Annotated in this window: 10 protein-coding genes; 5 read left to right on the top strand and 5 right to left on the bottom strand. The window is 58.9% G+C overall.

Features of this window, described 5'->3' with window-relative positions; all coding sequences use genetic code 11:
• Window positions 1–12: 12 nt before the first annotated feature.
• Genes ABD997_RS14805 through ABD997_RS14815 form a run of 3 tightly spaced genes read right to left on the bottom strand, consistent with a single transcriptional unit; the run spans window position 13 to window position 5,087 of the window.
• Window positions 13–1,983 (bottom strand): OmcA/MtrC family decaheme c-type cytochrome, encoded by a 1,971-nt coding sequence (locus ABD997_RS14805; protein WP_345317895.1) that lies wholly within the window; start codon window positions 1,981–1,983, stop codon window positions 13–15.
• 46 nt (window positions 1,984–2,029) lie between these two features.
• Entirely contained in the window at window positions 2,030–4,120 is a 2,091-nt protein-coding gene (locus ABD997_RS14810; RefSeq protein ID WP_345317896.1) for an MtrB/PioB family decaheme-associated outer membrane protein, read from the bottom strand.
• A gap of 10 nt (window positions 4,121–4,130) precedes the next feature.
• Window positions 4,131–5,087 (bottom strand): DmsE family decaheme c-type cytochrome, encoded by a 957-nt coding sequence (locus tag ABD997_RS14815; protein WP_345317923.1) that lies wholly within the window; start codon window positions 5,085–5,087, stop codon window positions 4,131–4,133.
• Between the two features lie 400 nt (window positions 5,088–5,487).
• Between ABD997_RS14815 and ABD997_RS14820 the strand changes: the two genes are divergently transcribed.
• The 4 genes from ABD997_RS14820 to glnS all read left to right on the top strand — a co-directional run bounded on the left by ABD997_RS14820 (window position 5,488) and on the right by glnS (window position 10,687).
• Window positions 5,488–6,051 (top strand): NapC/NirT family cytochrome c, encoded by a 564-nt coding sequence (locus ABD997_RS14820; protein WP_345317924.1) that lies wholly within the window; start codon window positions 5,488–5,490, stop codon window positions 6,049–6,051.
• Between the two features lie 270 nt (window positions 6,052–6,321).
• Window positions 6,322–6,558, top strand: a complete 237-nt coding sequence (locus ABD997_RS14825; protein ID WP_345317897.1) for a FeoA family protein — start codon at window positions 6,322–6,324, stop codon at window positions 6,556–6,558.
• On the top strand, window positions 6,555–8,753 hold the full coding sequence (gene feoB, locus ABD997_RS14830; RefSeq protein WP_345317898.1) for a ferrous iron transport protein B: 2,199 nt from the start codon (window positions 6,555–6,557) through the stop codon (window positions 8,751–8,753). The genes ABD997_RS14825 and feoB overlap by 4 nt, the downstream gene beginning before the upstream one ends.
• 260 nt (window positions 8,754–9,013) lie before the next feature.
• Complete coding sequence (glnS, locus tag ABD997_RS14835) at window positions 9,014–10,687, top strand: glutamine--tRNA ligase (protein WP_345317899.1); 1,674 nt, start codon at window positions 9,014–9,016, stop codon at window positions 10,685–10,687.
• Window positions 10,688–10,885: 198 nt separating this feature from the next.
• On the opposite strand, the gene fur is transcribed toward glnS, so the two are convergent.
• The gene (gene fur, locus ABD997_RS14840) at window positions 10,886–11,314 is read right to left on the bottom strand and encodes a ferric iron uptake transcriptional regulator (RefSeq protein ID WP_345317900.1); all 429 of its coding nucleotides are present in this window, start codon (window positions 11,312–11,314) and stop codon (window positions 10,886–10,888) included.
• Window positions 11,315–11,472: 158 nt separating this feature from the next.
• Between fur and cobB the strand changes: the two genes are divergently transcribed.
• Window positions 11,473–12,186, top strand: coding sequence for a Sir2 family NAD+-dependent deacetylase (gene cobB, locus ABD997_RS14845; RefSeq protein WP_345317901.1), 714 nt, complete (start codon window positions 11,473–11,475; stop codon window positions 12,184–12,186).
• A gap of 8 nt (window positions 12,187–12,194) precedes the next feature.
• Here the strand turns inward: cobB and bioA are convergent, their stop codons facing one another.
• Window positions 12,195–13,484 carry an adenosylmethionine--8-amino-7-oxononanoate transaminase gene (bioA, locus tag ABD997_RS14850; RefSeq protein ID WP_345317902.1) on the bottom strand — a complete coding sequence of 430 codons (1,290 nt, stop codon included), beginning with the start codon at window positions 13,482–13,484 and terminating at the stop codon, window positions 12,195–12,197.
• Window positions 13,485–13,501 lie beyond the last annotated feature (17 nt).

Genomic DNA, 13,501 nt, shown 5'->3' on the forward strand with positions numbered 1-13,501 from the left:
GGTTACGTCCCCCTACTGCCCGCCGACCAGGCCGTGGAGTACGGCGATATCGTACTGACTGCCTGGGCCGTGACAGACGGCACAGGTTTCCAAGGGAGTGCCGAGATCACCGGGAATGGGCACGTAGTTGAAGGCCGCGCCATTCTGTTCCATGTGCTTCTGTGCTGTCGCGCCGCTGTGGCAGACGGAGCAGGTCGCCGCGGTGGCGGTGATGATGCTGCCGTCGTTGAGCGAGAGTGGCGGTATGCCATCGGCCAGGGGCAGGGCGAAGCTGTCTCCCATCTGTGACTGGATGTGGCACTGGCGACAGTCAGAGACCGGTGCGGGGTAAACCAACTCTTCGTAGCCCTCACGTTGCGCCGTGTGAATGGCGTGGATCATGTGGGAGAAGTTGGCACTGCTGGCAGCTACCGGGGCCGGTGCAGAAGCATCGGCGGTCATGTTGGCGTTGTGGCAGAGCTGGCACTGTTGGCTGAGATCATTGCGACTGCCGTGGAAGTTCAACTGTTGATCCCCATGGCAGCTGCCACAGGTCTCGTTGCTGACCACATCCCGACGGGCCATGCCATTGCCCACGGTGAAGAATTGGGTCCGACTGGCAATGGGCTGAGTGAGGGCTGTGGCGGTATCACAGGGGCTCAGTGCATCCCCACTGCGGCACACCCGTCCCTGGATCGCCACGGCACCACCTTCATCCATCTCGCTGCCCGGGGGGACAGTCAGTCCGGTCAGGGTGTAGCGATATTGACCATCGGCCACCACTGCTTCTGGGGTGATCTGCGTCAGGCGCAGGCTCGGCGCCGAGCGGGTGCTGTAATCGAAACTGGTTCCCCAGTTAGCGTAAAGACGCAGATCATTCAGGTACGGTAGTTGTTCCGGGCTGTCCAGCGGGGTGCCGGATACCGGGTCGCTCAAACTGACGACAACGGTGACGCTGCCTGCGGCTAAATCCGGCGTAATGCTGGTGACCTCGGCTTTGAAACGGGCCAGAGCCGCTTCTTTGTCCACCATCAGGTGGGTATCCCGGGTCCAGTCGGGGTTGTGGCAGGCTGCACAGTTACTGTTATCGCTCTGGGCTGGGTGACCCTGGCCTGCGACAAAGTCGATGTTGGTGTGACAGGCACCACACGCCTGTGCACTGGGGTTGAGTACCCAGTTATCGACATTGGCCAGGGGCTCACTTGGGTCTGGCGAGTTGTGGCAGCTTTCACAGTTGCTGAATTGGGCCAAGCCGCTCTGGGCATGAACCCGGTGGGCCAGCGAGTAGAAGATGTTGTCAGGATTGGAGATGCGATTCGCCGAGTGGCAGACCACGCAGGTGTTGGTTTCGGTGTAGTTGCCACGGTGAAATACGGTGCCCAAGTCACTGTGGCAGCTTTCACAGGAGTCTGTGGCGACCAGGTGACGGGTAAAGGCGGGCGCTCCCCCGTCAGGTTGGAAATCCACGGACTCGTTGATCACGGACAGCACCCTGGTATCCCCAGGCAAGGTATCGCCCCCGAGTTTCAACACCAGGCGCACAGGCAACTCGGCAGAGTAACTGACCTCTTCGCGATCATTGACGGTGAAGGCGCTGGTGTAGCGATAGGCGCCGTTGGCGTTATCTACCCACTCTCCGGGACAGTTTGCTGATGGCTGGCAGGTTTCGGAACCGAGGAATCGCCATTCGGTGCTGTTGCCGGCACCGGTAGCGCCGGCGGGAAGCAGTTGTGCTGCGAGCAGGGTGGCACTTTGCAGACCGATAACCCCCTCGCCGTCCTGGTTGGTGACGAAAAACGATAGGGTAAGGCGACCCTGTTCGGTGACCCCCCATTGCTCCAGGCTGGCATTAAGCTCGGTGACCTCCTGTGCCGGCGGCGGGGTCGGTGGTCCGGGCTCTCCCGGGCTACCATCCGAGCCGTTGTCGCCACAACCGGACAGCGCCAGAAGTGCCAGGGTCAGCGGGATCCATGACGATGTGTGTCCTTTAATCATTCGCTTCATTGTGTCTCTCCTGCCAGAGGGAACCGTGCGCGCTGTAACTCTGTGTTCAGAAGTCATGGCGGTAGCTCAAGCCGATTCTTGTGTCGCTGTAATCATGTGAAAAGTCGGGGAAGAACAGGACGTTGCCTATGCTGTCTGCGGACAGACCCGAGTAGAGGTAGTTGCTGTCTTCGTAGTCCTGCATCAGGAAGTCCAGCTGAACCGACGAGTGCTCGTTCACCCGGTACCGCACATAGGCATCGAGCGTGGTTCTCTCACTGCTGATATCGTCATAGCGGCCAATCACCCCTTGTTCCAGTTGAGTGAGGCCGTCGCTGTCAGCGTAGACGGCATCGAGTCCAAAGGTCAGCCCCGAGGACTCCTCCAGTCCGCTGTATTCAAATCCCAGCCCGACACTCTCGGCATCATCGTCCTGCAGCGCTTGCCACCGACTGCTGATGTTGCTGCCATTTTGCCGTGTCTTGGTTTTGTAATCGTTGTAGAACAGATAGAGGTGGTAGCTGTCCTGATACCAGGTCGCGTGGATGTCGTAGCCATAGCGCTGAACTTCATCCAGGCCGATGGCATCGGATTGGTAGTCCTGATCCTGACCGTCCAGGGTGAACTGGAAATTGAGCCGTTCCAGTGGCTGATACTGAACCATCAGCTTACCTTCGGTCTGGTCCCGGTCTGCCAGGTGGTATTGGCGCAGTGCTTCATCGTTATCGATGCCGTTCAGATCCAGGCTGTCGCTGAAGCCATTGGTGCGACGCTGATCCTCAGCCACTTCGAGCCAGACCTGAACCTTCTGCCACCGTTTCAGCCGAAGCTTGGCGTAGTACCTGTTGGTATCGGCGCTGTCTGCCTGTTGGTTTTCCCACTCATCCCGTTGGTAGCGGTAACCGAAGTCGGCGCTGATCCCACGGGCGAAACGGTAGCTGAATTTGAGGCCCGCCTGTTGCTCAGTTTTATCCGGGTAAAGCGCCAGTTCGGCGGGGCGAGTGATGCTGTCTGTGATCACCTGGGGGTAGAAGTAGAGGGGGTGTCGATAATCGCGATCCTGGTAGCCGTAGTCGGCGTGGAGGCTGGCCCTGTCGGTGAGTCGCACCCGGTAACGGAGGTCCGCATCCAGCTTATCGAGCTTGAGGTCGGCACTGTCAGTAGGTAGAGCCGGGGAGGGGCCGTTAATGGTGGCGGGGATCAGGTCGTCGTCCTGACGGTGGCGTCCCCAGACGACCTGACCACTGAACAGGTGCCGGTTGTTGGTCCAGGTAGCGCGGCCAAACACTTGGTCGGCATCGTTATCCGGTGCCACCGACTGTCGGCCCTCAAAGGCACTGCCGAAGGTGGCGGAGTAGGGGTTGTCCCACACCAGGGCTGCGGCGTCGTTGCGGTAGCGGCTGCCCTGATAACCGAATGCGACCTGCCATAGCCCTCCGGTGGCGTTGAGTCCGATCTGGTAGTTAGTGGTGTGGTCATCCACCCGTTCCGGCAGGGCGACGGAGTTGGTCAGCAGGCTGCTGCTGGCGCGTTTGTTGCCTCGCCGCTGCTGCTGCTCCAGATCCAGGTAGACCCGGATGTCATCAAAATGCTTGTCCAACGCCAGACCGAAATGGTCCCGTTCGACCTTGAGATCTTTCGGACCCAAGGCATCGTTGAGGTCGGTCATCATCGGCGTGGTGGCGCCACGAACCCAATCATCAGGCAGGGTGAAGCGATTGCTGTTTACGGCGAAGGGGGTATAGACGGTGGCATCCCAGCGAGCCATGGCGCGATAGCGCAGCGCGGCGCTGAAGTTCTTCGCCCGAGAGACGCTAGCGGCGAGTGAGGCGATGTCCAATCCGAGATCCTTGGCGCTGAGTATCCATCGGGTATCGTGTTCACCCCAGTGGTTAATATCGGCACCGAGTCGCATCGATAAACCGTCTTTGTCGGTACCCAAGGTGTTGGCGGAGTGGATATCATCGGTGTTCGTATCCACGACACCAATCTGGAAGTGGCCGGAACTTCCGCTCACCGGTTTGCAGTTTTTGCACTCCCAACCTTCCCACTTCACGTTGGCGGTGTTGGCCTTGTCCAATGAAAAGTCCAGGGCCAGCACGGATGGGGCGAGGGCGATGGTGAGGGCACTGACCAATTTTGGAAACTTCAGTTTCATAAGTGCGCTCCTATCGCTGCAGCAGTTTGCCTGAGGGGTGGTTGGAGCCGTGTACCATGTTGTGGCAGTTGAGGCAGCTGCGCCCCCCGCCAAAGGCATCCTGACCAGATTGGGACACCGGGGTGCCACTGTGAACGCCCGCATGGCAGCTTTGACAGAGCAGGGGCGTTCGTTGGGTCAACATCGCTTCATTGACACTGCCGTGCGGGTTGTGACAACTGCTGCAATCTTCGGCAACTGGGGCATGCTCCCAAAGGAAGGGACCCCGCTTGTCGGCGTGGCAGGCATAGCAGTTATCGTTGATGTTATGTTCGCTTAGCATGGCGGTGTTGAGCGTGCCGTGAGGATTGTGGCAGTCGGTGCAGTTCAGTTGGCCGGTGCGGATGGGGTGGCTGCTGCGCTGGTGGATCTGCGCCCGCTGCTGCTGGTGGCAGCTGAGACAGTTTTCATCGGCCGCATGTTTGTCGCGACTCGGATCCTGAGCAGCGTGAACATTGTGGCAGCTGCTGCAGGCCACCTCTTCAATATCGTGGGTACTGCCATGCCATGCCAGGCGGTCGTCACCCTTGTGGCAGCTTAAACAGACGCTGTTCTGAGCTGACGCACTGAGTTGGGAGCCTTTACCGAAGGTGATCATCGGCTCCTTACCACCACGGTTGTGGTTGCCCATGGGACCATGGCAGGCTTCGCACTGGAGTTGTCCGGAGGACATGGGGCTGGCCGGGTTTTCGGTGCGCCCGTGAACGCCTTCAAACAGTGCCATCACCGTTTCATTGCGGCGGTGGCACATCAGGCAGTTGTCGGCGCCTTTCGCAGAGTAGTTTCCCTGCTCAAACTTGCCTTTCAGGACGGCTTCATACTCCTCCTGGGGGAGATCTTCCCAGGCGGATGACGCATTGAAGGCCATGCATGACAACAGCATGGTCCCCAAAACGCCGAGGCGTTTCGTGCGGCTCACAACACTCATCATTTCCCAGCTTCCTTAGCTTTTTCTTTCTTATTACTCACGAGTGACTGGAAGAAAGCGTAGCAAAGAATTCTGAAGGCACACCCAAGGTGGGGTTAAAGAAAAATGGTTTATGGCAGAGGAGTAAACGAAGCAGTAAGTTGAGGAAATGAACAAGGTTCTAGAGAGAGGGGCAGAAGTGACGTAAACTTCATCATTGTGGGGGAAAGTTGAGGCTGGATCGCATTCTGTCAGAATGGTTCCCGCGGAATGTGAAAAGTGTGATTGTTATCATCAATTTAGTTGTTAAGCCTCCCTACAATACGGCAAAACTTTGGCACGCTTTGAGCGCAATGGGCTGAATGGCCCCCCGCGAGCTCATCGACAAAGCCTCATAAGCACAAAATGATGGAGAAGAATGATGAACTGGCGAGCGCTTTTCAAGCCCAGCACCAAATATTCAATCGCAGCCCTGCTGATCGTGGGTATCGTGATCGGCGTGATCGGGTATTTTGCAACCCAGCAAACCCTGCACGCAACCAGCACCGATGAGTTCTGTATGACTTGCCATAGCAATCACTCCCTCAAGGATGAAGTGCTGGCCTCCCCGCACGGCGGTAATGAATTTGGCATGGTAGTGCAGTGCCAGGATTGTCACCTGCCCCACGGCCCGGTGGATTACCTCGTCAAGAAGATCATCGTGTCCAAAGATCTCTACGGTTACCTGACCATCGACAACTTCAATACTCAGGAGTGGTTGGATGAAAACCGTAAAGAGCAGGCGGATCTGGCGCTGAAGTACTTCCATGACAATGACTCCGCCAACTGCCGTCACTGTCACTCTCGCATCGAAGAGAATCAGCCGGAAAGCATGAGCCGTATGGCCAAGACCATGCACAGCCGCAATGCTGCGAAGGATCCGGAAGAGCGTAAGACCTGTGTTGACTGCCACAAAGGCGTCGCACACCCCTATCCGAAAAACTGATTCGGAACGCCCTTCAATCTGAAAAGCCGGTCAGCATCGCTGACCGGCTTTTTTCGTGTGTGCGTGGCTCTCCTTTCGCCGCTGAACCCTGTCAAACAGTGCTAAATCTGCGTTTTACCCGGCGGGCGGTGCGCGGCCTAGGTTCAAGAGCCATGCGTTGTCTTTCGTTGCGTGATAGCAAAGTTGCGGATTTACGATCTGACGCAACTTTTTTTCATGAGAATCCCGTACACTTCACTACAAATGAGAGTGATTAGCATTTGGTGAGAGATGACCTTAGCGGAAATGCAGAATGGACAACGGGGACGGGTGGCAAAGTTCGTGGCCGCCGACCTGGAGTCCTTTACCCAGATGAAGCTGGTGGCCATGGGACTGGCACCGGGCTGCGAACTGCAGTTGGTGCGCCGTGCCCCCTTTGGGCGCTCGATCCAGATTAAGCTGGCGGGTGCCTCTGTCTGCGTTAATCATCAACTGGCGCAGCAGGTTCATATTGAGGTGACGTCATGAACCAGAGCGTCACGATCCTCTCCGTTGGCCTGCCCAACTCCGGTAAATCCACGCTCTTTAATGGTTTGACCAATGGTCGGGCCAAGGTCGGTAACTGGGCCGGGGTAACCGTTGCCCAGAGCGCCGGTTCCCTCATGTTGGATGAGTGTGCGGTTTCCCTGCTGGATCTGCCCGGGTTTTACGACCTGACGCCGGTTGCCGGTGGGCCGGAGGATGAACTGGTGTCCCAGCGTGCCCTGAGCGCGGGTGGTTACCAGGGAATATTAAATGTGGTTGATGCAACCCAACTGGAGCGTCATCTCTACCTGACCCTGCAGCTGCGGGAGCTCGGCGTGCCCATGGTGGTGGCCCTGAACAAATGGGACAGTGCCTGCGCCCAGGGGATGGGGGTTGACCTGAAAACCTTGGAGCAGCGACTGGGCTGCCCGGTGGTCGCTCTGTCTGCCCGGACGAAGCAGGGCATCGTTCAGGCCCGTGAAGCCCTTGAAAAGTTGCTGCGACTTGAATCACTGACACCGCTGGCACTGCCCTATGGCGAACCGGTGGCCCGTCGACTCCAGGGAGAGTCTCCCCATACGTTGGCCGAAGGGTTGAGCCAAGATAGCGAGCTGCTGATGGAGATCGCGGCGTGCCGACATCGCTGGATTGGCGAGATGCTGGCCGAGACTGGACAGCGCCTAAGTGAGGGGCCGAGCCTGACAGAGAGGCTGGATCGCTGGATCCTCCATCCTCTGGCTGGGGTGCCCATCTTCCTGCTGATGATGTACCTGACCTTTATGTTCGCCATCCATATGGGATCCGCGTTCATCGATTTCTTCGACATCATGGCCGGCGCCCTGTTCGTGGATGGTGCCGGCATGCTCTACTCCTCAATCGGCTTTCCGGACTGGCTGGTGGGATTGTTGGCCAATGGGGTGGGCATGGGGATCCAGACCGTGGCCACCTTCGTGCCTGTCGTGGCTTTTCTTTATTTCGCCCTCGGGATCCTGGAAACCTCCGGCTACCTGGCCCGCGCCGCCTTCGTGGTAGAGGGGCTGATGAACAAGCTGGGTCTACCGGGTAAGGCGTTTGTGCCACTTATCGTGGGCTTTGGTTGCAACGTGCCGGCGATCAGTGCCACCCGCACGCTGGAGCTCCGCCGGCAGCGGATCATGACCTCAATGATGGCCCCCTTTATGTCCTGCGGTGCCCGTTTGCCGGTGTATGCCCTGTTTGCGGCCGCGTTTTTCCAGAACAACGGTCAAAACCTGGTGTTCCTGCTCTACCTCATCGGGATTGTCGCGGCGATGCTGACCGGGCTGGTGTTGCGTTTCACCCTGCTGCCGGGGCGCAGTGGTAACGCGGTGATGGAGATGCCGGACTATGAATGCCCCTCTCTACGGATGCTGCTTTCGCGGACCTGGTTCCGGACCCGCCAGTTTGTTCTGGGTGCCGGTAAGGTGATCGTGGTGGTGGTGACCCTGCTGAGTTTCGTCAATACCCTGGGGGTGGACGGAACCATTGGTCATGATGACAGTGAGCAGTCGGTGCTGGCGGTCGCGGCCAAGGCGGTGACGCCCGTACTCTCCCCCATGGGGATTGAACAGGATAACTGGCCGGCGACGGTGGGGATCATCACTGGCCTGTTCGCCAAGGAGGCGGTGGTCGGCACCCTCAGCAGCCTATACGGCGCGGGTGAGGATGAGGCTACTGGGTGGGATCTCTGGGCGACCACCCAGGAAGCTCTGGCTACCATTCCGGATGCGTTGCTGGGCATCGACCCGGCGGATCCACTGGGTATGGTTGTCGGGGACCTGCACCAGGTGGACGCGGTGGGAGAGGCCCACGGCTTTGAAGCCAGCAGCCTGGGTAATCTGGCGGTGGGTTTTGGAAGCCAGGCAGCGGCGATGGCGTACCTGCTGTTTATTCTGCTCTATACCCCCTGCGCTGCGGTACTGGGTACCATTGCCAATGAAATTGGCGGACGCTGGGCGCTCTTCTCTGCCGGTTGGACACTGTCGTTGGCCTATGCCAGTGCCGTGGTCTATTACCAGTTGGCGACACGGGGGATGGCGGGACTGCCCTGGCTGGGACTGATGGCAGGCCTCTTCGCCCTGCTGCTTATCGTCATGCGTCGCGTCGGCAAGCAACACCCGGTGGGCGACATCCCGGTGAAGTGCAGTTATGGCCCCGCCAGAAGCAATTGCTGTGAGTAGCGAAAAAGCAGCCTTCGGGCTGCTTTTTCTGTTTGGTCGCTTCTCGTCAAAGCTGCCCAGTTCAGGAGCAAAAGTATGCGGATAGGGCGTCCTGAAGGTCAGGGAGGTGCCGCGCGTCCTTAAGGCTTGAGCAAGAACTGAGCAAGTGTGCGGGATCCTGCGCCACGACAGGCATAAGGAGCCCACAGCGGTTGCGGGTTTCCCTGACTTGTAGGAATATTACTCCCTTAATTTTGTAGTTTTCCCATCGGAGGATGCGCATGAGCCAGCCGGACACAGAAGTTCGTCCCAGCAACTTTATTCGCAACATCATTGACGGGGATCTGGCTTCCGGTAAACACACCAGTGTTCACACGCGGTTCCCGCCGGAACCGAATGGTTACTTGCACATCGGTCACGCCAAATCCATCTGCCTGAACTTTGGCATTGCCCAGGATTACCAGGGTAAGTGCAACCTGCGTTTCGATGACACCAATCCGGTCAAAGAGGATATGGAGTACGTCGAGTCGATTAAGCGGGATGTCCAGTGGTTGGGCTTCCACTGGGATGGCGAGATCTGCTACTCCTCGGATTATTTCGACAAGCTGTATGACTTCGCTGTTGAGCTGATCAACAAGGGGCTGGCCTACGTCGATGAACTGAGCCCGGATGAGATCCGGGAGTACCGTGGCACCCTCAAGGAACCGGGCAAAAACAGTCCCTACCGGGATCGTCCCGTGGCGGAAAACCTGGCCCTGTTCGAGAAGATGAAGCAGGGGGAGTTTGCCGAGGGTACCGCCTGCCTGCGGGCCAAGATCGACATGGCTTCCTCCTTTATCGTGATGCGGGATCCGGTGATCTACCGTATCAAGTTCGCGCATCACCACCAGACCGGGGATAAGTGGTGCATCTACCCGATGTACGACTTTACCCACTGCATCAGCGATGCCCTGGAGGGGATCACCCACTCCCTCTGTACGCTGGAGTTCCAGGATAATCGCCGTCTCTACGACTGGGTGCTGGACAACATCACCATCCCCTGCCACCCGCGTCAGTACGAGTTCAGCCGCCTGAATCTCGAGTACACCATGATGTCCAAGCGCAAGCTGCAGCAGCTGGTGGTTGACGGGCATGTTTCCGGTTGGGACGACCCCCGTATGCCCACCATCTCCGGACTGCGCCGGCGGGGTTACACTCCGGGTGCCGTGCGTGAGTTTTGTAAGCGGATCGGTGTCACCAAGATGGAGAACACCGTTGAGATGGGGATGCTGGAAGCCTGTATCCGGGATGATCTCAACCAGAATGCTCCCCGTGCCATGGCGGTGCTGGATCCGGTGAAGCTGGTGCTGGAAAACTACCCGGAGGAGAAGGTGGAGATGCTGCAAGCGCCGAACCACCCCTCCGACGAGTCGATGGGTACCCGCGAACTGCCCTTCTCCCGCGAGATCTTCATCGAAGCGGAGGACTTCCGCGAGGAAGCCAACAAGAAGTTCAAACGTCTGGTGCTGGGCAAGAAAGTCCGGCTGCGCAACGCCTACGTGGTGACGGCCAACCGGGTGGAGAAGGATGAGGCAGGCAAGGTGACCACCATCTACTGCAGCGTGGACCTGGATACCCTGGGGACGGATCCCGCCGATGGCGTTAAGCCCAAGGGCGTGATCCAGTGGGTCAGTGCTTCCCGCGCGGTGAAGGCGGAGATCCGGCTCTATGACCGTCTCTTCAACGTGCCCAACCCGAACGTTGGGGAGTTGGAAGAGACCCTGAACCCGGACTCCCTGACGGTGATCAAGGACGCGGTGGTCGAGCCTTCCCTGGCCAACGCCGAGCCGGAGAATGCTTACCAGTTTGAACGTACCGGTTACTTCTGTGCCGATGTGAAGGACTCCACCCCGGAGCACCCGGTGTTCAACCGCACCGTGGGCTTGAGGGATTCCTGGGCCAAGATTGCCGACTAACTGACTCGGATCTAACGAGAAACGGCCTCCTTCCGGAGGCCGTTTTTTTGTGTTCGGCGTTTTCGGTCTCCGAAGCGCTGTGTTGCGGCAGCGGAGGTTGAGCGGCGGACTGCGGGGAAACTTTGGTGTGGGGAGGGGGGCACAAAAAAACGGACGCTCACCGTCCGCTTTTGTCGTGTTCGACGCTTGTTTGGGCGGTCAGGTATTGTGATCGCACTCGTCGTTGGTGCAATGACCGTAGAGATAGAGGCTGTGGTTGGTCAGCTTGATGTTGTGCTTGAGGGCGATCTCTCTTTGCCGGGTTTCGATCAGTTCGTCACTGAACTCGATCACCTTACCGCAGTCTAGGCAGACCAGGTGGTCATGATGGTGCTGACTGGCCAGTTCGAACACCGCTTTACCACTTTCGAAGTGGTGGCGGGAGACGATGCCGGCATCGTCAAACTGGTTGAGCACACGGTAGACGGTCGCCAGGCCGATCTCTTCGCCGGACTCCAGCAGCAGCTTGTAGAGGTCTTCTGCGGAGATGTGCTGGTTGTTGGGGTTTTGCAGCAGCTCGAGGATTTTCACCCGTGGCAGGGTGACTTTCAATCCGGCTTTTTTTAGTGCCTGATTTTCGTCAGTCATGTCACTCTCTTTGATTCTTTCGGGTGGTCAAACCCAGGCAGATGCTCGCGCCATTATAGGGAGGATCGGGTCAACTTAAAACCATTAGCTAACTGCGGGTTTGATTCTATACACTAAGAATGACAAAGATTTAGTCAAAGTTTGGAAGGCACAGCGGGATGTATCAAAGGATAGTGATCTTAACCGGAGCCGGGATCTCAGCCGAGTCGGGAATGAAAACCTTTCGCGCCGAGGATGGCCTGTGGGAGAAACACCGGGTCGAGGATGTGGCGACCCCGGAGGGCTACTGGCGCAATCCCGAGCTCGTCAACGAGTTCTACAATGCCCGCTGGCGTCAGCTGCAGGCGGGTATAGAGCCCAACGAGGCTCACCGGGCCCTGGCTCGACTCGAGCAGGAGTTTGAGGGCGAGCTACTGCTGGTTACCCAGAACATCGACGATCTGCATGAGCGTGGTGGTAGCCGACGGGTGCTGCATATGCATGGGGAGCTGGTAAAGGCCCGCTGTCCCCGTACGCAACAGGTTTTTCCCCTGGTCCAGCCCTTTGGGCCTGATAACCTCTGCACCTGCTGTGAGCCGCCCCAGGTGATGCGACCTCATGTGGTCTGGTTCGGCGAGATGCCTTTTGGCCTGGACAGAATTTACGAAGCCCTGGAGCGTTGCGATCTCTTCCTCGCCATCGGCACCTCAGGCACCGTTTATCCCGCGGCGGGTTTTGTCGATCAGGCCAACCAGGCGGGCGCCGACAGCGTGGAGATCAACCTGGAGCCCTCGGAGGTGCACAGCCAGTTTCGCTCTCATCACCAGGGGCGAGCCGGTCAACGGGTCCCCGAGGTGGTCGAGACGATTCTGGCCGGCAAGCGGCTGGCCTAGCCGCAAGTTCAATCCTGAAACAGGGCGTCATCCGCCAGGACAGTGCGGATCGCCCCGGTCAGTTGCCGTAACTCTTCCGGCTTTATGATGTAGGGCGGCATGATGTAGACCAGCCTGCCAAACGGACGGATCCACACCCCGAGCTCGACGAAGCGGCGCTGGATCGGCTCCATCGCCACCGGCCTGTGGGTCTCCACCACGCCGATGGCCCCCATTACCCTTACCGCGGCCACGCTCTCGAATGCCTGGCAGGGGGCCAACTCCTCGCGCAGTTGCGCTTCGATGGCGCGGACCTGTTGCTGCCAATGCCCCTGTTGCAGCAGCCCAAGGCTGGCATTGGCGACGGCGCAGGCCAGGGGGTTGGCCATGAAAGTGGGGCCATGCATGAACACCCCGGCTTCGCTGTTGCATACCCCGTCGGCAATAACCTCTGTGGCAAGGGTGGCGGCCAGGGTCATGGTACCGCCGGTCAGCGCTTTACCGACGCAGAGGATATCCGGCACCACATCGGCATACTCATAGGCAAACAGTTCGCCCGTGCGGCCAAACCCGGTGGCGATCTCATCGAAGATCAGCACAATCCCATGCGCATCGCAGTGGTGCCTCAGGGCCCTCAGGTAGGCGGCCCCATAAAAGCGCATGCCGCCGGCCCCCTGAACCAGTGGCTCCAGGATCACGGCGGCGGTCTCCTCGCCCCATTGGGCCATCCCCTGCTCCAGGGCTGCCGCGTCCGCCTCGTGCAGTGGGCTATCCAATGGTGTCAGGGGGCGGGGCAGGAAGTGGGCCTTGGGCAGAATATCCCGAAACAGGCCGTGCATGCCGTTGACCGGATCGCAGACGCTCATGGCAGCGAAAGTGTCGCCGTGGTAGCCCCCCCGTAGCGTCATGATGCGGGTTTTGTGACAGGTCCCGATCCCCTGCTGGTACTGCAACGCCATCTTCAGGGCCACCTCCACTGAAACGGATCCCGAGTCCGCCAGGAAGAGTTTATTCAGTGCCGGCGCGGTCATCGCCAGCAGCTTTTTCCCCAGCTCGGTGGCGGGCGCGTGGGTCAGGCCGCCAAACATCACGTGACTCATCCGGTCGATCTGCGCCTTGGCGGCCTCCGAGAGGGCGGGATGCTGGTAGCCGTGAATGGTGCTCCACCAGCTGCTCATGCCATCGACCAGGCGCTGTCCGTCTTCCAGCTCGATATGAACCCCCTCTGCCCGGGCAACGGGGTAGCAGGGCAGGGGGACGGTGGTGGAGGTGTAGGGGTGCCAGAGGTGGTCGCGGTCAAACTGCAGATCCGTCTTCATTGCTCAATATTTATCCG

This window comes from Ferrimonas gelatinilytica, assembly GCF_039544205.1.
GTDB classification, from domain to species: Bacteria; Pseudomonadota; Gammaproteobacteria; order Enterobacterales; family Shewanellaceae; genus Ferrimonas; species Ferrimonas gelatinilytica.

Coding starts and splice junctions, on each gene's coding strand:
- ABD997_RS14805 (WP_345317895.1), bottom strand. CDS start 1,983: ATGAAGCGAATGATTAAAGGACACACATCGTCATGGATCCCGCTGACC.
- ABD997_RS14810 (WP_345317896.1), bottom strand. CDS start 4,120: ATGAAACTGAAGTTTCCAAAATTGGTCAGTGCCCTCACCATCGCCCTC.
- ABD997_RS14815 (WP_345317923.1), bottom strand. CDS start 5,087: ATGAGTGTTGTGAGCCGCACGAAACGCCTCGGCGTTTTGGGGACCATG.
- ABD997_RS14820 (WP_345317924.1), top strand. CDS start 5,488: ATGAACTGGCGAGCGCTTTTCAAGCCCAGCACCAAATATTCAATCGCA.
- ABD997_RS14825 (WP_345317897.1), top strand. CDS start 6,322: ATGACCTTAGCGGAAATGCAGAATGGACAACGGGGACGGGTGGCAAAG.
- feoB (WP_345317898.1), top strand. CDS start 6,555: ATGAACCAGAGCGTCACGATCCTCTCCGTTGGCCTGCCCAACTCCGGT.
- glnS (WP_345317899.1), top strand. CDS start 9,014: ATGAGCCAGCCGGACACAGAAGTTCGTCCCAGCAACTTTATTCGCAAC.
- fur (WP_345317900.1), bottom strand. CDS start 11,314: ATGACTGACGAAAATCAGGCACTAAAAAAAGCCGGATTGAAAGTCACC.
- cobB (WP_345317901.1), top strand. CDS start 11,473: ATGTATCAAAGGATAGTGATCTTAACCGGAGCCGGGATCTCAGCCGAG.
- bioA (WP_345317902.1), bottom strand. CDS start 13,484: ATGAAGACGGATCTGCAGTTTGACCGCGACCACCTCTGGCACCCCTAC.